The organism is Desulforegulaceae bacterium (assembly GCA_034006035.1).
Lineage (GTDB): Bacteria > Desulfobacterota > Desulfobacteria > Desulfobacterales > JACKCP01 > JACKCP01.
The window spans coordinates 1-25,031 of sequence record JAVETN010000020.1; the positions used below are offsets into that span (position 1 = coordinate 1).

Below are 25,031 nucleotides of genomic sequence, written 5' to 3' on the forward strand. Positions count from 1 at the left end.
TTCAGTGACAAGCTTTCATTCGGTTTTGGTGTAAGCCTTGGGCAGTCTGAGTGTAACGCTGGAAGAACTTATAAGGCCAACCCATTTAAAATGAAGGTTTTAGAAATAGCTGTTGAAAAAGGAATTCCAGAAGCTAATGCAAAAGCTTTATTACAATATGAGGATGATTTAACTGATAAAAAAGGGAGCTATTTAAATAAAATAGAACTTGAAACAGATGATGATTTCAACTACTCATGGAATGCAGGTGTGCTTTTCAAGCCTACAGACAAATTAAGTCTTGGTCTTACATACAGAAGCAGAACCAGTGCTGATTTTGAAGGAGATATCCTTTTTAACGGAACTACTGTAGGCTCAATTCAGATGGATTATGATCATCCTGAGCAGGTTCAGGGCGGTGTAAGATATGCTTTTTCAGACAGATTTTCAGTTGAATTCGATCTTACCTGGACAAGGTGGTCAATAAACGAAAATCAAAGAGAAAGAATGGAATATAACAAAGAAGCCTTTGTAAAAGCACTTGATCTTAGTGATGCTGCTAAACAAGTTATTATGGCAAATCCGGATCTCAGTGCAATGCTTGTAGGCGGAAGCGATACAATTAAAGTTGAAGATACAGTCTATAAAAGACGCTGGGACAACACAATGCAGTATCAGCTTGGAGCAGAATGGCTTGTTAATGACAAGCTTGCTTTAAGAGGCGGTGTTGTTTATGACCCCACACCGATTCCTGACAATACATTCGACCAGGGATGGCCTGATACAGACAGAACACTTTTCAACCTTGGATTTGGATACAAATTCACTGAAAAGTGGGAAATTGACGCTGTATTCCAGTACATAAGAAGTATTCCCACAAGAGATATTGACGGAAACTCAGAAAACCTGAACAAAGTATTTTCGGGAGAAGTTGTTGGACAGGAAGTTAAAGTTCATGTAGAAGACAACAAAGGTGTTCTTTACGGAGCAGGATTCACAGTTTCATACAAATTCTAAGACACAGCTTCTATGAAATACAAAAGCGGGCAGACTTCTGTCCGCTTTTTTTTATAAGCATCAGCTGACAGTCAGGTTCTTTCAGCTTAAAAAATTATGAATCAATAAAGCCCTCTTTTTTAAAAGCGCCGGATAATCTGATAAAATCTGATTTATAAACCGCAAAATTAAAAATTACTCTATTCTATTATAAATTTCCTTGAAATTTTTATAAATCAGAGTAATTTCTTCACTGGTTGTACAGATTAATTTTAAATAAAGGTATTAATAATTAAAATGAGCAGTAAGATTAAGCCTCAAAAAACATACGTAAACGACATAGTTCTTGTATATAAAGAAGAAATCCCTCAATTTTTTGCCAGGGTTGAAGATATTTCAGAAGATGCAAAGCCTGGATGGTTTCATCTCACCCTTCTTGTTTTAATTGTTCCTCTTCAGGAAATAACCTGGATTTTAAGGGATATTTACATTGACGGAGAAGAATTTTCAATGGAAGGCCAAAAAATGAGGATTGAAAAAATAGTTTCTCCATCTAAACCAAAACCTCCTCCACAAAAAAAACCTGGGCCAAAGAAAAAAAATCAAAAAGACAGTGGAAAAATCCTAAGCTTTCCCGGCTTAAAAAAATAAGATTAATGAAAAACTCAAAAACAATTATATCTGGATACAAAAAAAATTCCTGGTTTTTACACCCTGGTTCATGGACTGAATATTACAAAATCCAGGCCCATTAAATCATCTTTTTTATCATAATTGTTTATATTTCTATTCAAGGCCTTTTGGAGAATTTCTTTGAAAATAAAAAATATTGAAATAAAAAACCCCTTAGTTTTAGCTCCCCTTGCAGGAATAACAAACCTGCCCTTTAGAAAAATATGCAAAGCCCAGGGAGCAGGACTTGTATGCTCTGAAATGATAAGTTCCAACGGGCTTATTTACAATTCAGGCAAAACAAGATCCATGATCAAATCTTCTGAATTTGAAAAACCTCTTTCAATTCAGCTTTTTGGTTATGATCCTGATATAATGGCAGATGCTGCAAAAATGATTGAAGAAAGCTCCCAGGCTCAAATTATTGATATAAACATGGGCTGCTCAGTTAAAAAAATTTTAAAATCAAATTCTGGCTCAGCCCTTATGAAAGATCCTGAAAAAGTGGAGAAAATATTTACCAAAATAAAAAAAACTATAAATCTTCCCTTAACAGTAAAAATACGATCTGGCTGGGACAATTCTGGAAATGATGCTCTTCTTATAGCTAAAATTGCCCAAAATTGCGGGCTTGATGCCCTTGCAATTCATCCAAGAACTGCAAAACAGGGATTTTCTGGTAAAGCAGACTGGAGTCTTATTAAAAAAATAAAAAAAAGTATTGATCTCCCTGTAATTGGAAACGGTGATATAAAAACCTGGGAAGATGCTTTGAAAATGTTTGAGCAAACAAATTGCGATGCTGTTATGATAGGAAGGGCTTCAATTTCAAATCCCTTTATTTTCAGGGAAATAAACCAGGCCTTAAAAGGCGAAAAGCCCTCAGAAGTTTCAGTGGAAGAACATTTTGTTATGATGAAATTTTATTTTGAATCAACAATAAAACATTTTGGGGAGGAAACAGCCTGCAAAATGATGAGAAGCAGGCTTTCCTGGTTTGTAAGAGGACTTCCCCATAATACATTTTTTAAAGAAAAGATAAAAAACATATCAAATCATAATAAGGGTTTAGAAATTATTGAAGATTATAAATTAAAACTTGAACAAATCAATCAAGCCAATTTAAATTAAAAACCCTGATTGTCCGGCAGCTACTACGGTAAAAAAGCCGGGTTAACTCAGATTAAAGACTGATAACCGCATGATCAGCAGAAAGTTCAATAAGCTCTGCTGCTGTTGCAAGTCTTGAGCCTTCGATCAAATCATCCTGGGATATTTTCCTTGCCTGGGCACATGGGGTACAAGCAAGAACTGGAACTTCAAATTCTTGGAGATGCAATAAAAGATCTGCACATGAATCACCTGTTGCAGCATAAAGATTATCTGCAAGACCTTTTTTGGCTAAAAAAACAGCATCATCTAAAAGAAAAACTTTTACATCCCTTCCAAGCTTTTGTGCAACTGTTGCAAGATGAATTCCCCTTGTTGAACGGTTTGGATTATCAAGCCCTGCTGCTATTACAATAAGAACCTTGTCATTCATTTTATTTCTCCTTATGGGTTTGGATTGTCTTTTTTAAAGAGATGAATTAAGTAAAAAGGTTACAATTAAATTTGAATTTAAAAAGAATTAATTAATTTTATAGAAAAAATCAGGGCAAAATCAAATCTGCCCTGATTTATTAATTCATAAATTAAAGAGTGGAATCTTCAACTTTTTTTCCAACAACCATTAAAAACACTCCCAGTCCGACTATACCAACAGGAAGTGAAATCCATGGAGAAACTCCAAAACCTGTGGGCACATAACCAAATAAAAGAGCAAAACCTGCAACTGTAAGTGTATATGGCATCTGGGTTTTTACATGATCAATATGGTCTGAACCTGAAGCTGTGGAAGAAAGAATTGTAGTATCTGAAATAGGTGAGCAATGATCTCCGCATACAGCACCTGTTAAAACAGCACCCATTGAAGAGTACATAAGAGTTGTTACTTCTGTTGAAGCTCCTGAAATTGCAACTGCAAGAGGAATAATTATTGGCATTAAAATAGCATTTGTTCCCCATGAAGTTCCTGTTGCAAAGGCAATGAAAAAAGCAAGAAGAAATGTAAGAGAAGGTAAAAATGCCCCTGACAAAACATCCTTTGTTTTTGCAACAATCCATTCTGCAAGCTGCATATCAGTTATTACTGCTTTAAGTGAAAAGGCAAGTGTTAGAATTATAACAGCAATAAGCATGGTTTTAAGGCCGGCAACCCAGGCATCAACACCTTCTGAGATATTAAACTTGCCTGAAAGTCTTCCTATTATAATTGCAGCTATTGAAGAAATAAAAGAAGCCCAGGTAAGAACAACTGAAGCGTCAGCATTTCCAAAAGCTTCTCTTATTGTACCTCCTGGTTCATAGCCATTGTACCAAAGGCCCAAAACAGTAGTCACAGCAAAAAGAGAAAGAGGAACAATTGCTGCCCAGATAGAGCCGGTTCCAGGTTCATCGGGCATAAGATCCTTATCCTCTGAAATCATTGGAGTTGAACCTTTTGCAAAAACCTGACCTGTAGTTCTTGCTCTTTTTTCAGCCCTATACATTGCACCAAAATCACGTTTCATCAAAACAATCATAAAAACAAAGGCAATTGTAAAAAGCGAATAAAATCTGTAAGGAATTGTATGTACAAAGGCCACCATTGAGTTGCCTTGAATTCCAAGAGCTGTAAAAGCAGTGGCTATCAATCCAAGCTCCATTGCAATCCATGTTGAAATAGGGCAGATCGAAGAAATTGGTGCTGCTGTAGAATCAACAATATATGCAAGCTTTTCCCTTGCAATATTGTATTTATCGGTGATAGGCCTCATTGTATTTCCAACAATCATTGAGTTTGCATAATCATCGAAAAAAATAGCAATTCCCATTAGAGCAGTTGCAAAAAGAGTTGATCTTGTATCCCGGGCTTTTTTTGCTATTGCTTCTGCAATGGCCTGGGTTCCCCCGATTCTTGACATAACACCTACAAGCCCTCCAATTGCAAGACAGAAAACAATAATACCCACATTCCATGCGTCAGCCAGAGATTTTTCAACAATATACTTTGAAAAAGTATCAAGAAGCCCTGTCAAAGGGTTCCAATTGTTGACAATTGTTGCTCCGGCAAAAACACCGAGTGTTAAAGATACTATTACCTGCCTTTTCCAAATTGCAAGCACTATGGCAAGCACAGGCGGTACCAGGGCCAAAGCACCATAGGTAAAGGTTACGGCTTCTCCCTCCATAATTAAAAATCCTCCCCTTAAAAATTTATATTATTAAAACAAAATTTCTTAGCATAACTACAGGGATATTAAAAGCCAAAGAGCTTTGTTTCAATTTAAAAACAATCAGATAGAAGTTTTTTAAATCTTTAACTCCAACCAATTTTTTATTGAAAACATAAAAATCAATTTAATACTGACTTGTTTTTATAAGTCTTATCAAGAGAAGTATCATGGGCAATATAAACAATATCATCCTTTTCAAAAACAGGAGCTTTCATTTCAAAAGGCTTTGAATTTTCAATTTTTCTTTTTTCAAGAAATTTTACAATTTTTTCAGAAATACCCTCTTTCCAGTAAAATTGTTTTCCTTTTTCTTTCCTATACATTTCCCAGGCAAAGTCAGGAATTATCTTCCATAAATCTGAATAGGAAAAAGGAGCGTCTCCTGCCAAAACAATAGTTTTTCCATTTGTTCTGACTTTTACAACCTGATGACCAAAACTGTGAAATCCGGTTTTGACTATTTCTATATTTTCAGAAATTTTAAAGCTATGATTTGTAAGAATAAACCTGTCCAGGCTTTCAACAAAATAATCAGGGGCAAAATAAGTTTCTTCATTGGGCATTAAATGAAGAAGTCCTGTTATTTCATCTTTATTCACATAAATATCAGCATTTTTAAACAAAGGAAGGTTTCCTGTATGATCCCAGTGAAGATGGGTCATGATTATTTTTTTTATGTCTTTTGGAAAATATCCAAGGTCTTCAAGGGATTGTTCAAGACTTTTTTCAATTTTAAAATCAGAACCTGAACCAGGCACATGAAAAGGGCTGAATCCTGTGTCAACCAAAATGGGAGAGTTGTTTTTTTCTTTAATTAAAAAAACAAAACAAGGAATGTTTTCAATGGAAGGAAGCTTGACTCCAAGATCTTGAAACCTGACAGAAAAGTTGCCGATTTTAATTGGTATGATTTCTGGGTAATTTTTTTGCATTGGCCTGCCTTTAAAATATTTGAGAGATTAAATTTTACGGCTTAAGCTAAAATAAAATTTTAAATTATTGTTTTGCTATAAACTGGACAAAAACAGTTTAATCAAAAAAATCAGGTTTTATTTTAGCTTAACCATAAAACAGAACAAACGCTCAGTTTTTTTTAAAGGCAAAGATAATAGCTAATCCAGCAAAGAGTCAATCCTAAATTAAAAGTTTTTCAATAGGAAACATCAGGATGAAAACAAACTATGGCAGCTGTAGTACAGCTTGGGATAAATTCTCCTGAATCAGTTACTTTGATTCCAAGTTTTTCTGCACCCAAAAATTTGAAAAGCTTGATATTTTCAACAATATCTAATCCTGGATATCCAGGGCTGAATCTTTTGCTTAAACTTACCCCTGCTTTTTTTTCAAGATAATGATTTATATCTGAAGCAAAATCTTCTGCGATTCTGTTTGCAAGACCGTTTAAAAGATATCCCCGCTCAGAATCTCCCTCTTTTGAAAGTTTATCAACACTTTTAGCAACAACATTTCCTGAAGTTACAATCTGGATTCCTATAAAATCATTTTTATCATTTATATAATCAGCAATCTTAAATTGATCTTTTTTTGTTTTTATTTGAGTGGTTTTTATTGTTCCAAGCTTTTCGTCGGGATTTAAAGGATTGAAAATATCTATTGAATCATTGTTTTTTTTGCATGGAAAAATTCCTGCTGCTGCAAGAGGTTTTATAAGTTCTTCTTTTTGGGCCCTGATTTTAAGATTTTCAAACTCTTTTTTAAGTTCATTTGATTTGTTTTTAAGTTCTTCTGGCTTGAATTTCCAATTTGTAATAAAAAGATTTTTTTCTCTTATATTTATTTCACTTATTTTTTTTTCAATTATTTCAACAGGAAAGGCAGATAATTTGTTTGTATAAGCCTTGATTTTTCTTTGGGAAAGCTTAGTTTTTTCTGTATTTTCCTGGTTTTGCTCATTTATTACTTTTAAAAGTTCAATTTTATTATTCTCAATTGTTTGAGCTCTTTTTTCTCCAAGAAGTTTTCCAATAAGATTTACACTGTCCATAGCTGTTCTACAGTAAAAAACATCTGGTTTTATATCTTCATAATTTTTTGCTCCACTCATTGCAACAGATGCCGCATGTTTTAAATTTACAGGGGCTCCGCCAATAAAAACAGGGATATCAATATTTTTTTCCCTCATCATTTTAACAACTGAAAGCATATGATTTGAAGTTTGAACAAGAAGAGCACTCATTCCTATGGCATCGGCATTATACTTAATGGCTGATTCAATAAATGATTCCAAAGGAACCTGAACCCCAAGGTCAATTACCCTGTATCCATAGTTTTCAAAAAGAGTTTTTGTAAGGTCTTTTCCAATACTGTGAACATCTTGAAAAACTGTTCCAATTACAATTGTTCCTTTAAATTCAGAAACAGGGTCATCTCCCTTCATTAATTTTTCAAGGAAATTCATAACCTCTTTCATAATGTCAGCAGCTTTTAAAAGATGGGGAAGTGAAGCTTCCCCTTTTGCAAATCTTTCTCCCAAAACATTCATTGATTCCATTAAATATTCATTTATAAAATCAAGAGGTTTTATTTCTTTTATTGCAAGGGCAGCATCTTCTACAATTGAATCTGAATAAAAATATTCTTTTCCTTCAAAAACAAGACTTCCTTTTTTCCTTGATTTGAATCCGTCCTTGATTTTTTCAGATACTGTTTGGGCAGGACCAAGATCTTCATAGGAAGACCTTTTTTCAACTACCTTGCCTTTTTTTACAAGGGCAATTTCTTCTAGTTTTGCAAAGGCATCCATATCCTTTTCAAGAACAGCAGCAAGCCCAAGTTTATAGTCTTTTTCATCAAGACTTTTTACAGGAACATAATGATTTGGATTTACAATTGCTGCATCAAGGCCTTTTTTTCTTGCTTCATCCAAAAATACAGAAGTAAGGACTTTTCTCATATATGGTTTTTTTGCAAGACCGTTTGTAAGATTACTTACTCCAATTGTTGTTTTAATTCCGGGAGCAATGGCTTTTATAAGAGGAATGGAATTTAATGATTCAATTGCAAAATTCATTCCTTCAACAGATTCAGAACCTATGGGAAAAGCATTTATATCTATTAAAAGCTGGGAAGGCGGGATATTGTATTTTCCAGCTGTTTCAACAAGTTTTAAAGCTATTTCATATTTTTTTTCAGACGTTACAGCAGGGCCTTCATCATCTGCTGCAAGGGCTATATATGCAGGAGAATGAAATGCTGTTTTTTCAAGAATATAATCTGCTTTTGTTGTATTTTCATGGGATTCCATGGAAATGGAATTTAAAAGCGGACGTCCGGGATAAAATTTAACTGAATTGGAAAGTGCATCTGCATCAAAAGAATCTATACATAAAACACCTTTAAAATCATGGGTAATTCCCTGAATAACCATTGGAAGCACATCTTTTGTTTCCACCTGATTGGAATCCATGCAAACATCAAGAACCAAAAGCCCAAGATCCTTTGACTGCTCATTTACAACCTCTTCCAAAACATCAAAATCAATCTTTGAATCAGGATTTTCAACTGCAACCCTTACTTTTTTTGAACCTCTGATATTGAGTCTTTCACCAATTCTTATAAGTTCATCAGTTGAGTCAAGCAAAACTGCTTCCTGGGGTCCTGAAATATAAAGTCTTTTATCCTTTCTATTGTCAAAAGGCTTTTTACCTTTTACACGGCTGCACACTTCCTTCATGTGTAAAGGAGATGTTCCACAACACCCTCCAACAATATTTACTCCATATTCTACAACAAATTTTTCAAGATAAGAGGTAAGATCTTCTGGTGAAAGCTTGTAAACAGTTTCACCGTTTTCAGATTCAGGAAGACCTGCATTTGGAAGAACAGAAACAGGAAGGGGAGAATACTGCGAAATCTTTTTTATTGTTGGTTCCATAAGGTCAGGGCCTATTGAGCAATTTATTCCAAAAACATCAATTCCTGTAAAAGCAAGAGTTGTAAGAGCTGAATGAATATCTGTGTTAAATATCTGCATTCTGGAATGCTCATTTACTGTTACCTGGCAGATTACAGGAATTTTTACATTTTTTTCTTTCATTGCCTTGAATGCACCTGAAACACCTGCTTTAATTTCAAGAACATCCTGCTGGGTTTCAAAAAGAAAAACATCTGCTCCCCCATCAATAAGACCTTTTGCCTGAACATAAAAATTTTCTTCTATCTCTTCCCAGCTTCCCTTGTGGAGATCTGCACTTGTTGGAGAAAGAACAAAATTTGAAGGCCCGATTGAAGCAACTACAAAAAGAGGCCTTCCATCATAATCTGGTGAATTTTTTATTTCTTCCAAGGCTTTTTTAGCAATTTCACATGATTTAACATTCATATAATATGCTATTTCTTCATATGACCTGTTTTTAAGATCAAGCTTTCTTATTTCCTCGGGAAATAAAGAATCATCAAGATTTTTAAAGTCAAATTCCTTAAGTCTTAAAGGACATGCTCCAAAGGTATTTGTTTCAACCGCATTACACCCTGATTTAAAATATTCAAAATGGATATCCTTTATTATATCAGGTTTTGAAAGGGACAGGATATCGGAAAGCATTTCAAATTCCTCCCCTCCGAAATCATCTGGGGTAAGATTGTAATTTCTTATCATTGTGCCCATTGCACCATCAAAAACAATGACCTGATTTTTAATTGCTTCAAGAAAACCTGACATATATACTCCTGGAATAAATTTTTTAACTATTAGCTGAATAAAAAAGTCTATGGTTGTTCCCAGACTTCAAAATTTAAATTTAATTGTTTATATAAATCGAGGTTCCCAAGCCAGAGCTCTGCCCATTAGCCAGATCTTTTCTGCTAATTCCCAAGTTCTGGTTTGGGAACCCATGTCCCAGATAAAAGAGCCTGCTGGTTAATCAGCTTGCTTTATGAATCTGTGCAAATAAGATCTGTTTTTTTCAGATACTTACATTCCCAAGCTGAAGCTTGGGAACCAGCAAAAATAGAGCTGAAGCCTATGAACCAGCAACAAACAAATAGAACTAAAGCCTGGAAACCCAGACAAAAATAACCGTATCAAGATATATTGATTTACCATCCCTGTCAATTATACATCTTAATAAAAACTTAATGAATCATAGGAACAACAACTCATCCCCAATTTCAAAAGGTTTGAAAAGCTCGCCAAAATTTATTCCGGAAATAATTTTGTTTTCATAGTCTTTTTTTAAAGACTTATGCCCTTCAACAAGATGCTTGGATTTTATTCCGCTTTTTATGGACAGTGAGGTTTCCACAAAAGCTGAAAGATGATCAAATCCTTTAATCATTTCTCCATCCACAGGAAAAAATTCATCTTTATTGAATTTTTCCATTTCAGAACCTGAATAAATAAACTTTATACTCCCGTTTTCAGGGTCTATTATCCTGTTTTTAAATTGATCTTCCAAAAGATAGTTTATTTCACAATGCCATGATTCAGGAAGAAGGGGAATAATTTGATTTTCCAGCTGATTTTTTTCATATTCAAGAATAATTTCATCAAGACCTGGAACTGAGGTTTTCACTGGAGAAATTATGTCACGGGTTAAGACTTCAGGCAGATCATGAAAAAATCCGCAATAAAAATTATTATATTTTCTTTTTCTGCAAAAATTGTTTTTCATGGAAAAAATATAAGATAAAAAAGCAACTATAAGCATATGGCCAAGCACTGAGGTTTTTGGAATTCTTGGTGACTGGGCCCAACGTTTTTGAAGCCTTAATTGTCCGCATAAATCTAAAAACCCATAAGATTTCTTTTTTAATGAAATTTTTTGAACACCTATAAGGTCATAATGGTCCTCAATTTCATTTTCTATGCTTTCCTTTGTTTTTTCAATTCCGTAAAAATCAGGGAAGGTTTTATAAATAATCTGAAACTCCCAGTTTGTGGCAAGATAATGTGCTGCTTTTAATATTCTTTTCTCTGCTTTTGCATAATCACTGTCCAGAAAATAATTTTCAAATCGTTTTTTAAAACCTTCTCCTGCCTCATAAAGCTCAGACTCAAGCTTTTTAAAAACCCAGTTATTAAGTTCTTTTCCCTTTTCCTGCATGAGCTTGTGAAAAACCATGGGCTTTATGTCTGTAAGCACAGTTCTGTGTAAAAACTCAAAAATACTTCCTTCTATAAGCTTAACCCAGTCTATTTGAGCATCTCTTACATCTTCTTCCATTTTAGCCAGAATATAGGCAATAACAGTTTTATGGGCCTGCTTGTCAAGCTCGGTAAACTCAACAGGTCTTACATGATCATTCCATCTCTGGATATTAGCCCCTTCAAAAAACCTTGTAATTATTTTTTCCATTTTTTAAGACCTCCATGTAACTTTTATAAAAGAACTGTCTCTTAAATAGACTGACCAAGTTTAATTTTCACTTGATTTTTTTTATAAATAATAAACAATCAACTTAAGGTACAGCTTTTTCAATGTACCAGAAATTAAAGGAGAAAAAATGAGATTAAATTTCAAACACCTTGCTTTGGCTGTTGTTTTTGTTTTTTTAACGCATTTCTCAGCTTCAGCAGATGAAATTAATTGGCTTGATTATAAAACCGGATCAAAAGTTTCCCTGGAAACAGATAAAAAAATGTATATTTATTTTTTTTCTGCAAAATGTCCCTGGTGTGTAAAAATGGAAAATGATACTTTTAAAAATAAAAAAGTGGCAAAATATTTGAATAAAAATTTTACACCGGTTAAGGTTGATGTTTATAAAGATCAGAATACCGCTGCACTTTACGGAATCGGACCTATCCCAGCTAGCATTTTTATGGAGTCTGATATAAAAACAGGGATTTACAAAAGACCTGGATATATCCCTTCTGATACATTTATTAAAATTATTGAAACAATTAACCTTGGAAAATACAAAGAATGATCCTTGATTTAAACAGATTAGAAGAATTGACAAACAATTGCTCCCACCCTTCAAAGCCTCGGCTGAAAGGGATTAGGCATGCTGCAACAGCTCTTCTCATAGGTAAAAACTCAAAAAATTCCATTCTTGGAATTTTAAAAGCTGAAAACCCGAGATACCCCTGGTCAAACCAGGTTGCCTTCCCCGGAGGTATAGTTGATGAAGAAGATAAATCTCCTCTTCACACGGCTTTAAGAGAAGTTGAAGAAGAGCTTGGTATAAAAAAAGTAAAAATTGCAGGCTCTCTGGGGCATTATATGACCTTAAGAAGTATCTGCGTTGAAGTTTTTGCAGGCTTTTATGATGAAAACGAAGAAATCACTCCCCTTGAAACTGAAATATCCAGGGTGGTTGAGATCCCATTTTCAAATCTTTTTGAAACCCATATAAAGAAAAATTTTACAGGAAGAGACCCGGGAATTGAAGAATTGCTATATCCTGTGGAAGATCTTACAATCTGGGGAGTAACCGCAAGAGCAATCCACCATTTTCTAGAAATTTCTGCCCCTATTTTTTGTAAAAATCAAGAAACTCTAAAGCTTTATTAATTTTTCTTCTTTTATAAAAACGAGTTGAAACTGAAAATAAAATATAAAAGGACATTATTGATAAAGCTATGGGGATTTTAATCACAAGATTTGTATAGTCTTTTTGCAAGGCTGCAAAAATCCCTAAAATTGAAAAAATAAAAATAAGATAGGCAAAAATAATAAAAAAAATACATAACCCATCAGAGTCATACCAGGAGTAATTTATTTTCCCTGAAAAATTTTTTTCTTTAGTTTTCATTGTAAATTTCTAGTTTAATTTAGTTGACCAAATCAAAAAAACATACTATATATAGTTATAAACAAAAAAACATATCGATATATTGTATAATAGCACTTTCAATCGGTTTTAATTTTAAGGAGAGTAACATTGTTTGAAAAAATAAGAAAGAGAGATAACAGGGTGGTGGATTTCGACCCTTCAAAAATTACAAACGCAATAAAAAAGGCCGGAGAAGCCACAAGTGAATTTACTGAAAAAGAAGCAAAAAAGCTTACTTTAAGAGTATTGAGCCTTGCTCGTGAAATGAGACTTGGAGCAGAACCCTACGTTGAAGATATTCAGGATATAGTTGAAAGAGTTCTTCTTGATTCTCCATACTATAAAACTGCAAAAGCATATATAATTTACCGTGAGCAGCATAATCAGATAAGAAATCTTGCCACAAAAAAAAATGTTGATCTTGTGGACAATTATCTTGAAAAAATGGACTGGAAAATAAAAGAGAACAGCAATATGAGCTATTCTCTCCAGGGTTTAAATAATTATATTTCATCTGATATCACCGCAGAATACTGGCTAAGCAGAATTTACCCCCCTGAAATAAGAGATGCTCACAAAAACGGAGACATTCATATTCATGACTTAAGTCTTTTGTCTGTATATTGTGTGGGCTGGGATCTTCAGGATCTTCTCATGGAAGGATTCAAGGGAGTTGCAGGTAAAATTGAATCAGCTCCTCCAAGGCATTTTAGATCTGCCCTTGGACAGCTTGTAAACTTTTTCTATACCCTTCAGGGAGAAGCAGCAGGAGCCCAGGCTGTGTCAAACTTTGACACCCTTCTTGCACCTTTTATAAGATATGACAATCTTTCATACAAAGACATTAAGCAGGCATTGCAGGAGTTTGTTTTTAATATAAATATTCCAACAAGAGTGGGATTTCAAACTCCTTTTACCAATATAACAATGGATCTTAACCCTCCTTCAATTTTAAAGGACACCCCTGCAATAATCGGCGGTCTTCCCCAAAAGGAAACCTACGGCGAGTTCCAAAAGGAAATGGATCTTTTAAACAAGGCGTTTGCAGAAATAATGATGGCTGGTGATGCCAAGGGAAGAGTTTTTACTTTTCCGATTCCTACCTACAATATTACAAAAGATTTTGACTGGGATAATGAAACCCTTGATCCAATGTGGATAATGACAGGAAAATACGGAATCCCATATTTTTCAAACTTTATAAATTCAGATATGGACCCTGAAGATGCAAGATCCATGTGCTGCCGTCTTCGTCTTGATAACAGAGAACTTAGAAAAAGAGGCGGAGGGCTTTTTGGAGCAAACCCGCTTACAGGTTCAATAGGCGTTGTTACAATAAATCTTCCAAGGGTTGCCCATCTTTCTGATACAAAAGATGACTTCAAAAAAAGCCTTAATGATCTTATTGAGCTTTCAAAAGACAGTCTTATAATTAAAAGAAAAGTTCTTGAAAAGTTTACTGAAGGAAACCTTTACCCATATTCAAAATTCTATTTGAGAAATATCAAGGAAAAAACAGGGGTCTACTGGAAAAATCATTTTTCCACAATCGGGATAAACGGAATGAACGAAGCATGCCTAAACTTTATAGGAGAAGACATAGGTTCCAAAAACGGCCAAGCTTTTGCAGTTGAAATAATGGACTATATAAGATCCAGAATGGAAAAAATCCAGGAAGAAACAGGAGATATTTTCAACCTTGAAGCAACCCCTGCAGAAGGAACTTCCTATAGCCTTGCACTAAAAGATAAAGAAAAATATCCAAAAATTATCTGTGCAAACGAAGCAGATTTTAAAAATGGAAAAGAGCCTTTTTATACAAACTCTTCCCAGCTTCCTGTAAACTACACAGATGATATTTTTGAAGCACTTTCTCTTCAGGATGAGCTTCAGACAAAATACACAGGGGGAACTGTTTTCCACCTTTTCCTTGGTGAAGAAATTATAGATCCTGAATCAACAAAAACACTTGTCAGAAAAATTGCTGAAAACTTCAAGCTTCCCTATTTCACTCTTTCTCCGACTTTCAGTGTCTGTCCTTCCCATGGATATCTTTCAGGTGAACATCATCTATGTCCAAAATGCGAAGAACAAACAGAAGTTTATTCAAGGGTTGTTGGTTATCTTCGTCCTGTTCAGCAGTGGAACAACGGTAAGCTTACAGAATTTGAAAAAAGAAAAGTTTTTAACATAGCCTCTTGATTTAACGTGGTTTAAAATAACAGCCCTTTCTTAAAATAATAAAGAAGGGCTGTTTGTTTATCCCAGCCAGGCTTTCAAACTTAAAAGGGTATGGACAATGATTTTAGGCGGTTTGCAAAAAAATTCTTTAATAGATTTCCCGGGAAAAATTTCTTCAGTTGTTTTTACCAGAGGGTGCAATTTCAAATGCCCTTATTGCCATAACCCCGAGCTGATTCCTTTTGAAAAAAACAAATCCGATATTGAGCCTGATGAAATATTTGATTTTCTTAAAGCCAGAAAAGGCTTTATTGATGCTGTTGTAATCACAGGAGGAGAGCCTTGTCTTCAAAAAGATATATTAAAATTTACAAAAGAAATTAAAAAAATGGGTTTCCTGGTAAAACTGGACACCAACGGAAGCAGGCCCCATATTTTGGAAAAACTTTTAAATGAAAACTTATTAGACCTTGTTGCAATGGACATTAAGACACCCTTTGACCAGTACAATAAACTTATCACAAATGAAAAAAATATTGAGGAAAATTTAAGAAAATCAATAAACCTTATAATCAGTTCAAATACAGATTATTATTTCAGGACAACATCTGCCAAACCTTTTGTTACAAAAGAAAACCTTATAGAAATTATAAAAGAAATCAAAGGCACTAAAAAATATGTCCTCCAAAAATTTAAGGATAAAAAAGTATTAGATCCTGATTTTTTTGATGGAATTGAACAATTTTCAGACGATGAATTTAAAAATTTGAAGTCAAAAGCTGAAGAATATATCCGTCAATATAAATAAGTTCTTGAGCATTTTAATCTTATTTGTGAATATTTTAAACTCCTTATCCTCAGAATTTTTATATCTTCCTCCATTAAAACAATTCATAAACAAAAATATTTGAATCAGATTATCTTAATAAAAATAAATCAATTTTTCTTTTGACACAAATCTTATTTGGCCATATTATCAAATGATTAAATTTATTTTTTAAGGAGGCCGGTCTGGAAAACCAAGAAAAATCCACTTATGAAGCACGGGCAAAAATACTCAAGGCCATGGCCCACCCCACAAGGCTTTGGATAATAGACCAGCTTTATTATGGAGAAAAATCTGTACGCGAACTTGTAAATCAAATTGATTTTGATTTCTCAACAGTATCAAAACATTTATCCGTTTTAAAAAAAGCAGGAATAGTGGATTCTGAAAAACAAGGGAAACAAGTTTTTTACAGACTTAAAGTACCGTGCATATTGCAATTTATGAAATGTGTAGAAGCTGTAATTGAATCTGAATTAAAATTTTCCAGATTGAATTAATTAAAAAACAGATCTGATTTTCTCAAAGAACATTTGGCTGATTAGCCAAACACGGATTGGAGGGTTTATGGAATGGAAAAATGAATGGAAACCGCTTTTTGCAATAATAGTTGTTTTCCTTATATTTTTTTATCTCCCCATTGGAGCTGAACGCTTTGATACTGCAGTGATGGAAGCTCTTTACCTGACAAAATGGTATGCAAGAGAGCATGTACTTTTATGCCTTGTTCCTGCATTTTTCATTGCAGGTGCAATTGCAGTTTTTGTAAGCCAGGCATCTGTAATGAAATATCTTGGAGCAAAAGCAAACAAGATTCTTGCCTATGGAGTGGCTTCTGTTTCAGGAACAATTTTAGCTGTATGTTCATGTACAATTCTCCCTCTTTTTTCAGGAATTTACAAAATGGGAGCAGGACTTGGCCCTGCAGCCGCTTTTTTGTATTCAGGGCCAGCAATCAATGTACTTGCAATTGTTCTTACAGCAAGAGTTTTGGGCCCTGAACTTGGAATTGCAAGGGCAGTTGGTGCAATAGTTTTCAGTATAATTATCGGTCTTTTAATGCAGTTTATTTTCAGAAAAGAAGAAGAGGAAAAAATAAATGCCCAAATGATTCTGCCTGAAGATGAAACAAAAAGAAAATTATGGCAAGACTGTCTTTATTTTGCATCAATGGTAGGAATTCTTGTTTTTGCAAACTGGGGAAAACCCGGTGAAACTTCAGGAATCTGGGCAGAAATTTATAATCTAAAATGGATTATCACTTCTGTTTTTGCATCAGGTTTTGCAATTATGCTCTGGCTGTGGTTTGAGCTTGCCCTTTGGAAAATAGCTTTAACAGCTTTTGTGACTGCACTTTTTGCATTTATATTTCCAGAAGAACCTCTTGTTTCTTTTACTGTGGGTGCAATAGGCCTCAGTGTTTTTACAAGTACTGACAAAGGTGAAACAAAAGAATGGTTCAGCTCATCCTGGGATTTTGCCAAACAAATTATGCCCCTTCTTTTATTTGGAGTTTTAATTGCTGGTTTTTTACTTGGAAGAGTTGGAAATGAAGGGATTATTCCTTCCAGCTGGGTTTCTTCAGCAGTGGGAGGAAATTCAATTTCTTCAAACTTTTTTGCCTCTTTTGCAGGTGCTTTCATGTATTTTGCAACTTTAACTGAAGTTCCAATTTTGCAAGGACTTATAGGAAACGGCATGGGAAAAGGCCCGGCTCTTGCTCTTTTACTTGCAGGCCCTGCCTTAAGCCTTCCAAATATGCTTGTAATAAGAAGTGTTCTTGGAAATAAAAAAACAGCAGTTTTTATTGGTCTTGTAATAATAATGGCAACAATAAGCGGAATTGTTTATGGTTCCATTTTTGGATAAAAACATAATTTAAGGAGAAAATAAAATGAAAATACAAATTTTAGGTACAGGATGTGCCAAATGCAATAAGCTTGCGGAAAATGCAAAAAAAGCAGCCCAGGAATCAGGAATATCATTTGAAGTTGAAAAAATAACAGACATGAAACAAATAATGGCAATGGGAGTTATGATGACACCGGCTTTAGCTGTTGACGGAAAAATAAAGGTTGTTGGAAAAATTCCTTCTCCTGATGAAATAAAAAAACTGCTCAAATAAAAGAATGGAAACAAAACCTAAAGTCAAACTTAAATTAAGCGTTTCATATTTTTAAATTAAAAAACTTATAAAAAAAGCCTTTGAACTTAAAGAGCACAGGAACTTTTTATGAAAAAAATATTTGTATTATTTTTGATAATTGTTTTAGCTTCCGGTATTTTTTTTTTAACTCAAACCCCTAAAGTGGAAGACAATTCAAATATCCTGGAAACAAACACCCTGGTGCATTCTCTTGACACCCATCTTAAAAAGAGCAAAAAAGACGATCTTGATAAAATTACTGAAAGAAAATACATAAGAGTTTTAACTACTTTAAATAAAACAAATTTTTACTTATTAGACGGTAATTTATTTGGTTATGAATATTCTCTTTTAAAAAAATACGAAAACTATCTCAATAAAAACATAAGCCGCAATAATTTAAAAACAGCAATGGAATTCATTCCTGTATCAAGAAATGAACTTATTCCCATGCTTAATCAGGGATATGGAGATATTGCAGCAGCAGGCCTTACTATAACTCCTCAGAGAAAAGAAGAAATTGATTTCACAACCCCCTATCTTTCAGGAATAAAAGAAGTGGTAGTTACTCCTAAAAATAAAGCTCTACTGGAAAACAAATATGAACTTTCAGGAAAAAAAGTCTGGGTGAGAAAAAGCAGCAGCTACTATGAAAGTCTTTTACTATTAAATTCCGAACTTGAAAATATGAAAAGAAAAAAAGTAAGAATTATAACCATAGACGAAAATGTTGAAACAGAACAAATTCTTGAAATGGTAAATTCCGGAGCAGTCACTGCAACTATAGCTGACAGTCATATTGCAGAGATATGGAGTGAAGTTCTTGAAAACATTCAAATCCATGAAAAAATAATTTTAAGAAAAAATTCTCAAATAGCCTGGGCAGTGAGAAAAAACAACCCTGAACTAAAAAAAAGCCTGAATAGCTTTTTAAAACAACATAAACAAGGAAGTCTTATTGGAAATATATTTTTCAACAGGTATTATAAAGACTCAGAAAAATTAAAAAACCCAGGTGAGCTTGAAAATTGGGAAAACTTGAACACTTACAAAAATTATATAAAAAAATATTCATCAAAATATAATTTTGACTGGCTTTTGATAATGGCCATAGCTTTTCAAGAATCAGGCTTTGATAATTCAAAAACAAGCCATAAAGGAGCAGTGGGAGTAATGCAGATTCTGCCCTCAACTGCTGGTGATAAAAACATAAATATTAAAGAGGTAACCAAGCCTGAAAACAATATCCATGCCGGAGTAAAATACCTTGATTTTATCAGAAACAGATATTTTTCAGATCCTGAAATTGATGAAAATGACCAGATAAGACTGACTCTTGCAGCTTATAATGCAGGCCCTGCCAAAATAAGACAAGCAAGAAAACAAGCTGATAAAATGGGACTTGATCCCAATAAATGGTTTAGAAATGTAGAAATCGGTGTTCTTAAAACGATTGGAAATGAGCCTGTGGAATATGTGAGCAATATCAATAGATATTACCTTCTTTACAATAATATTTTTTCTGAACACAGCAAATAAGGATTATTCAAAGACTGCCTTTTTGACAAACCACCAAAATAAAATTGAATCCACCTCTTTACAACTTAAAGGGGTGATTGATAAAGTAATTTACACTATTAGTTAGCCAGGGAAGAAAAGTATAATCAAAAAAGAAAGTTCATTTTGTTTAAAAGTTAAATAAGTATCTGTTTTTTTAACTTTATTTTTAAACAATTTTATAAACAAAAACCTAGAGTTTTGAACAAAAAGTATTTTTAGAGGAGGAAAAAAATGACAGAAAAACAAAGTCTTCATCCATTTGATCAAGCTATCAGTTTAACAAAAAAAGAAGATAAATATATAGGGGAAACTTCAGCTCTTTATGAAAACATGGTGGGCCCTTATGGAGGGATTATTGCGGCAGTTCTTCTCAATTCAGTAATGATTCACCCACAGCGTCTTGGAGATCCCCTGGCACTGACAGTAAACTATGCTGCTCCTGTAAAAAACGGAAAATTTGAAATAAAACCTCTTCCTGTCCGTACAAACCGCTCTACCCAGCACTGGTATCTAACCCTATCTCAGGATGACGGAATAGCTGCAACAGCAACAATTGTAACAGCAAACCGAAGAGAAACCTGGTCCAGCCAGGAAAAAACCATGCCCGAAGTTCCGGATGTCAATGAAATTGATTCTTTCTCAATAAAAGGACTTCCTTCATGGTTTAACCAATACGACGTAAGACCAATAAGAGGAAGCATGCCTCCTTTTTTAGAAATAAAAGGAGAAGAGCCTTTTAAAGCATCAAATATCACCCAGTGGATTAGAGATAATCCTAAACGAAAAATGGATTTTTTATCTTTAGCATCTTTTGCAGACTCTCCAGTGCCCGGGGTTTATGTTAGAAGAAACAACTTTGTTCCAACAGGAACAGTGTCCTTTACTGTATATTTTCATTCAACAATAGAAGAGCTCAATGATAAAGAAGATGGTTTTGTTCTTGTAGATGTTGAAAGCAGCAGGATTCACAACAATTATTGCGATCAATCCGGTGAAATATGGTCAGAAGATAAAGTTCTTCTGGCTACCACATCCCAGATTCTATATTTTAGAGAATAATAATTATCTATCATTGTCATCACCACAAATAAAACCCCGGGGTGATGACAATCCTAAACATTTAAAATGAAATCAGCTCCAGATATTCATATCCATTGCATTTTTAGTCAGTTCGTCCCTAAAGTCAGGATGAGCAATGCCTATAAGAGCTTTTGCCCTTTCAAAAGTTGACTTACCTTTAAGCTGAACTATTCCAAATTCAGTTGCCACATATTGAACCAGAGATCTTGGTAAAGTCACAATTGACCCTGGCTTAAGAGTGGGTACTATTCTTGAATGTATTTTTCCTTGTTTGTCAGTATAAGTTGAACTAAGGCCTATTATCCCTTTTCCTCCTTTAGAACCAAAGGCTCCAACTATGAAATCTAGCTGCCCTCCTGTTCCTGAAATTTGCCTTGTTCCAGCTGTTTCTGAACACACCTGGGTAAAAAGATCAATTTCAACCGCATTGTTTACTGCAACAACTTTTTCATTTACAGCTATTATTTTTGGATCGTTGATATAGTTTACAGGATATGAAGCACAGGAAGGGTGTGAATTTATAAAATCATAAAGCTTTGATGTTCCTAAAGCAAAAGTGTATACCATTTTATATTTGTCTATGGTTTTGTTTGCCCCTGTTACTATGCCCTTGTTGTAAAGATCAACAAAAGAGTCCACAAGCATTTCTGTATGAACACCCAGATCCTTAAGTTTGCTTTCTCCAATAAGGCTTCCAATAACATTGGGAAGTGCACCTATTCCAAGCTGAAGACAAGACCCGTCTTCTATTTCTTTCATTATATGCTCTGCAATTTTTACATCAATTTCTGAAGGTGACATAGAAGGCACTTCAGGAAGTTTATTTGATTTTCCTTCAACTATTTTATCAACTTGAGAAATATGAATTGATTCGCGGTTGCCTCCAAGGCATTGGGGAATATTTTCATTTATCTCTAAAATTACTTTTTTTGTCTTCTCAATAACAGCCGGTGTTATAGAATTTGAAATACCAAAGTTAAAATAGCCTTTTGAATCCATTTTACCAACGCTGATAAAAGCAAGATCATAATCTCTGTATTTTCTTATCAGCCTGGGCCCCTGATGGTAGGTAAGAGGAATATAATTACAAAGCCCCTCTTTATGAAGTTTCCTGCTTACTCCCCCAAAATGCCAATCATTCAAAGTAAAATGTTTACCTTCAGGATCTTGAGCTACAAGCTTGGATAGTTTGGTAAAACAGGTTCCTTCAACATTGATATTTTCAAGGTCAGTAATTCTTTTTGACAAAGCTTCATCAAGTGTTTCCGGAAAAAGAGTAAACTCACTATAAAAAATCCTGTCACCCGACTTTACTGTTTTTACTGCTTCATCTGAAGAAACAAGTTTTTTTTGATATTCACCCTTAAAATCCCTTTTCATTTTTTCCTCTTTTTGTCTGAAGTTAAAATATATAAAAGTCTGTTTTTTATTTTTAAAATTAACAATTAAATTTTTAGTAAAAGAATTATATATAACCCTCTTTTTTAACTGTCAAAAGGTTCCAGGGTTAGCCCTTAAAACCACTGTTTTAATCAAGCGGCTCTTGTTATCTCAGTGATTTGAGTTAAACTCGGAGTACAATCACAATAAATTCGGTTTTTATAAACAAATCTGCTTCAAAAAAAGTTGAATTTGTTGAAAAAAGAGTTAAGTATTTGAAATTAAACAAATACTTTTCAACATTGTTTTAAACAATAATATTTTATAGGAATTGAAGTTTTCCTTGCCAGATTAAATTCTAGTTTCCAGGTTATAAGAGTGGAAAATATCTTTAAAAATTGGAATTTAGAGCTGATTTTAGTAAGTTTAGCTGAAGAACAAAACTTCTTTATTTGAAATGTCTAATTTGTTAAAAAAGAGGATAAGTATCTGAAATTAGACAACTAGTTATTAACATTTTTATCAACATAGTTCAGGTTCTTTTTGTCAAACCAACTGAAGTTTTAAACAAAACACAGCCATACTAGCAAAGAAGAATGTAATCAGTCTTTATTTATACCTAGGTTGAGGGCTTTTCAATTTGCCGTTATCTGCGGCAAACTTGAAAATCGCTCAATTCAGGTTATACTGATTTCTAAACTCCTCAAATGACCTTAATTATTAAAAGATATTTTTATAATTGGATTTCCAGGCAAGAAACTGGAAATGATAAGTAAACTAAATAAATCTATTTTTTAAAACAAAATGTCAAATTTGTTAAAAACAAAGATAAAGATCTGATTTTAAACAATTAATTTTCAACATTTTTATAGACAATATTAATTTTAATCCTGTCAGAACGCCCAAAATCATCAGAAACTGAAATAACTTGCCTTCCTTCATCTGCTTCCCAGATAAATACTTTTTCAGGTTTGGATTTTCCAAGATAATTTGTATTTGAAAACCAATAAAAATTTTCCACTCCAGGCCCGCTTGAAGCTTTAAGGGGAATTTTGCGGTTGTTTTTTAAAATAATATAATCAACCCCTGAAGTTGGAGAGGTTATTTTTGGTGAAATTCCAGAATCTGTAAAATTTGAAACCAGACATTCTTTTTTAAAAGGAGGAATGGTTTTTATATAAATTCCGCCTTTTTCAAAAAGAGCTTTCATTTCTCCTGACCAAAATTCATAAATTTTTATTTCTGTTTTCTCAGGTAAAAACTTACAATCCCTTAAACCTGTTTTTTTATCAATAAAAACAGGTCTATGAAGTTCTGAAACATCAATTGGAGAAACTTTTGGGATAAACCATGCTTTTGTTGTGTGGGGAGTGTATTTTCCGGGAAATTTTCCAGAAAGATTACAAACATCAACTTTTTTAAGATTGAGATCATAGGGAATTTTACTATCAGCCTCTGGTTTTTTATAATTTATCAACTGGTTTATTATATCAAAAAATAAAGGGCCGGCTCCTTTTCTTCCTGTAAATGAAGGATTTCCCTCTCCATCAAAATTTCCAACCCAGACAACCAAAACATAATCTCCAAAAATTCCTGCTGCAACTCCGTCCCTGAATCCATAGGAAGTTCCGGTTTTCCAGGAAATTTTGGTATGGTTGGTTTTGAATTTTTCAAACCCTTTTGGAGGAGGATTTTTTGAAAGCTCAGTTTTTATAATAAAAGAAGCTTCCCTGGATAATAATCTTTTTTTAGTTTTATTTGATTTTTCATTTTTAATAAATTTCAAGCTTTTAAATTCGCCCAGATTCCCCAATACGCTATAAAGAGATCCAAGTTCTAAAAGAGTTGTTTCCCCTCCTCCTAAAACAAGAGAAAGTCCATAAAAACTTTTATTTCTTAAATCTTCAACCCTGGCAGAATATAAAAAATCATGGAGATCTGGATTTTTTATTTTTGAAGCAAGATAAACTGCTGGAAGATTTCTGCTTTTTCTTAAAGCATCCATGGCAAAAACAGGGCCTTCGAATTTTTTATCGTAATTTTCAGGAGTAAACCCTCCAAATGAGGTTGGAGAGTCCTTTAAAAGGGTATGGGAATGGATAATTCCCTGATCAAGGGCAAGGCCGTAAACAAAGGGCTTTAAAGCAGAACCAGGAGATCTTTTTGAAGTGCATCCATTCACCTGACCCTGAATTGAATCATCAAAATAATTGGCTGAACCCACCATTGCCTCTAATTCACCTGTTTTAAAATTAATAAGCAAAGAAGCGGCATTTCTTATTCCAAAAATCTTTTTTCTTTCAATATAGGAAGTTATTCTTTTTTCAATAATTTCCTGAAGATTTAAATCAATAGTTGTTAATATGTTCTTTTTGTAAAATAGATCTTTTTTTTCAAGAAAATCTGTAAAATGGGGTGATTTAAATGGAATTTCACTGATTTTATAAAATTTTAAGGGAGGAATCTCTGTTTTTTTATCAAGGATTTCACAAAGCCTTTTTTTTGCCTTTCCAAGCTCAGCTTCTCCTGATTTTGAACTAGGATATCTCTTTGCAGGATTCTGGGGAATTACAGCAAGGGAAACCGCCTCATAAAAATTTAGAGCTGAAACCGGTTTATGAAAAAAAATTTCTGAAGCTGATCCAACTCCTTCAATATTTCCCCCATATGGGGCAAGATTAAAATATGCTTCTAAAATTTCTTTTTTAGAATAATGCCTTTCAAGCTGAATTGCTTTTAAAATCTGGGTAAATTTTCCTTTCACAGACCTTGAATCAATTTTAAACCTTAATCTTGCAACCTGCATGGTCAGTGTTGATCCTCCGACCATTCTTTTTTTAAAAATATAAGTATCTGAAAAAGCTCTTAAAATCGAGAAAGGATTAAACCCGGGATGATAATAAAAATATTTATCTTCATAAGCTAAAACTGCTTTTTCAAGATTTTGGGGAATTTTTTCTATATCTGTAAAAAGCCTGTACTTGTCATCATCTGAAAGTGTAAGCCTTAAAAGCTTTCCTGATTTATCTTTATATGCTTTTGACCATGTTTTTAAGGGGTAAAGTCCTGGATCTGGAATTCTTATCCAGACCCAGGACAAAATTATTAAAAGAAAAAACTGACAAAGAAGAATTTTTTTCAAAATAAACCCAAG

20 protein-coding genes are annotated in these 25,031 nt (G+C 33.7%); 12 read left to right on the forward strand and 8 right to left on the reverse strand.

Going from position 1 to position 25,031, the window contains the following annotated elements; genetic code table 11:
- The 3 genes from RBR53_11540 to dusB form a co-directional block, all read left to right on the forward strand.
- A partial coding sequence (locus RBR53_11540; protein MDY0133283.1) for a TonB-dependent receptor occupies window positions 1-996 on the forward strand: 996 nt, incomplete at its 5' end.
- A 276-nt stretch (window positions 997-1,272) separates the two neighbouring features.
- Window positions 1,273-1,626 carry a hypothetical protein gene (locus tag RBR53_11545; GenBank protein ID MDY0133284.1) on the forward strand — a complete coding sequence of 118 codons (354 nt, stop codon included), beginning with the start codon at window positions 1,273-1,275 and terminating at the stop codon, window positions 1,624-1,626.
- 162 nt (window positions 1,627-1,788) lie between these two features.
- Complete coding sequence (gene dusB / locus RBR53_11550) at window positions 1,789-2,778, forward strand: tRNA dihydrouridine synthase DusB (GenBank protein ID MDY0133285.1); 990 nt, start codon at window positions 1,789-1,791, stop codon at window positions 2,776-2,778.
- Window positions 2,779-2,830: 52 nt separating this feature from the next.
- Here the strand turns inward: dusB and RBR53_11555 are convergent, their stop codons facing one another.
- The 5 genes from RBR53_11555 to RBR53_11575 form a co-directional block, all read right to left on the reverse strand.
- Window positions 2,831-3,190: a DsrE family protein gene (locus tag RBR53_11555; protein ID MDY0133286.1), complete on the reverse strand. Its 360-nt coding sequence runs from the start codon at window positions 3,188-3,190 to the stop codon at window positions 2,831-2,833.
- Between the two features lie 151 nt (window positions 3,191-3,341).
- Complete coding sequence (locus RBR53_11560) at window positions 3,342-4,919, reverse strand: Na+/H+ antiporter NhaC family protein (protein MDY0133287.1); 1,578 nt, start codon at window positions 4,917-4,919, stop codon at window positions 3,342-3,344.
- Between the two features lie 164 nt (window positions 4,920-5,083).
- Window positions 5,084-5,896 carry an MBL fold metallo-hydrolase gene (locus RBR53_11565; GenBank protein ID MDY0133288.1) on the reverse strand — a complete coding sequence of 271 codons (813 nt, stop codon included), beginning with the start codon at window positions 5,894-5,896 and terminating at the stop codon, window positions 5,084-5,086.
- Window positions 5,897-6,114: 218 nt separating this feature from the next.
- A complete protein-coding gene (locus tag RBR53_11570; GenBank protein ID MDY0133289.1) occupies window positions 6,115-9,645 on the reverse strand; it encodes a homocysteine S-methyltransferase family protein in 3,531 nt (1,176 codons plus the stop codon).
- A gap of 421 nt (window positions 9,646-10,066) precedes the next feature.
- Entirely contained in the window at window positions 10,067-11,281 is a 1,215-nt protein-coding gene (locus RBR53_11575; protein ID MDY0133290.1) for an HD domain-containing protein, read from the reverse strand.
- Between the two features lie 148 nt (window positions 11,282-11,429).
- On the opposite strand from RBR53_11575, the gene RBR53_11580 reads away from it, so the two are divergent.
- Together RBR53_11580 and RBR53_11585 are read left to right on the forward strand one after the other, a co-directional pair.
- Entirely contained in the window at window positions 11,430-11,855 is a 426-nt protein-coding gene (locus RBR53_11580) for a DUF255 domain-containing protein (protein ID MDY0133291.1), read from the forward strand.
- Window positions 11,852-12,442 (forward strand): CoA pyrophosphatase, encoded by a 591-nt coding sequence (locus RBR53_11585; protein MDY0133292.1) that lies wholly within the window; start codon window positions 11,852-11,854, stop codon window positions 12,440-12,442. Before RBR53_11580 ends, RBR53_11585 begins: the two co-directional genes overlap by 4 nt.
- Here RBR53_11585 and RBR53_11590 read toward each other — a convergent pair.
- Window positions 12,402-12,683, reverse strand: coding sequence for a hypothetical protein (locus RBR53_11590; GenBank protein MDY0133293.1), 282 nt, complete (start codon window positions 12,681-12,683; stop codon window positions 12,402-12,404). The two genes, RBR53_11585 and RBR53_11590, sit on opposite strands and share 41 nt — an antisense overlap.
- A gap of 129 nt (window positions 12,684-12,812) precedes the next feature.
- On the opposite strand from RBR53_11590, the gene RBR53_11595 reads away from it, so the two are divergent.
- The 7 genes from RBR53_11595 to RBR53_11625 all read left to right on the forward strand — a co-directional run bounded on the left by RBR53_11595 (window position 12,813) and on the right by RBR53_11625 (window position 20,476).
- Window positions 12,813-14,906: a ribonucleoside triphosphate reductase gene (locus RBR53_11595; protein ID MDY0133294.1), complete on the forward strand. Its 2,094-nt coding sequence runs from the start codon at window positions 12,813-12,815 to the stop codon at window positions 14,904-14,906.
- 97 nt (window positions 14,907-15,003) lie between these two features.
- On the forward strand, window positions 15,004-15,693 hold the full coding sequence (locus RBR53_11600) for an anaerobic ribonucleoside-triphosphate reductase activating protein (GenBank protein MDY0133295.1): 690 nt from the start codon (window positions 15,004-15,006) through the stop codon (window positions 15,691-15,693).
- Between the two features lie 245 nt (window positions 15,694-15,938).
- Window positions 15,939-16,211, forward strand: a complete 273-nt coding sequence (locus tag RBR53_11605; protein MDY0133296.1) for a metalloregulator ArsR/SmtB family transcription factor — start codon at window positions 15,939-15,941, stop codon at window positions 16,209-16,211.
- 67 nt (window positions 16,212-16,278) lie between these two features.
- Entirely contained in the window at window positions 16,279-17,580 is a 1,302-nt protein-coding gene (locus RBR53_11610; GenBank protein MDY0133297.1) for a permease, read from the forward strand.
- Window positions 17,581-17,605: 25 nt separating this feature from the next.
- On the forward strand, window positions 17,606-17,836 hold the full coding sequence (locus tag RBR53_11615) for a thioredoxin family protein (protein ID MDY0133298.1): 231 nt from the start codon (window positions 17,606-17,608) through the stop codon (window positions 17,834-17,836).
- A gap of 108 nt (window positions 17,837-17,944) precedes the next feature.
- The gene (locus RBR53_11620; protein MDY0133299.1) at window positions 17,945-19,396 is read left to right on the forward strand and encodes a lytic transglycosylase F; all 1,452 of its coding nucleotides are present in this window, start codon (window positions 17,945-17,947) and stop codon (window positions 19,394-19,396) included.
- Window positions 19,397-19,648: 252 nt separating this feature from the next.
- Window positions 19,649-20,476: a thioesterase family protein gene (locus RBR53_11625; protein ID MDY0133300.1), complete on the forward strand. Its 828-nt coding sequence runs from the start codon at window positions 19,649-19,651 to the stop codon at window positions 20,474-20,476.
- A 72-nt stretch (window positions 20,477-20,548) separates the two neighbouring features.
- On the opposite strand, the gene RBR53_11630 is transcribed toward RBR53_11625, so the two are convergent.
- Together RBR53_11630 and pbpC are read right to left on the reverse strand one after the other, a co-directional pair.
- A complete protein-coding gene (locus tag RBR53_11630) occupies window positions 20,549-21,877 on the reverse strand; it encodes an acetyl-CoA hydrolase/transferase C-terminal domain-containing protein (GenBank protein MDY0133301.1) in 1,329 nt (442 codons plus the stop codon).
- Between the two features lie 850 nt (window positions 21,878-22,727).
- Window positions 22,728-25,019, reverse strand: a complete 2,292-nt coding sequence (gene pbpC, locus RBR53_11635; GenBank protein ID MDY0133302.1) for a penicillin-binding protein 1C — start codon at window positions 25,017-25,019, stop codon at window positions 22,728-22,730.
- Window positions 25,020-25,031 lie beyond the last annotated feature (12 nt).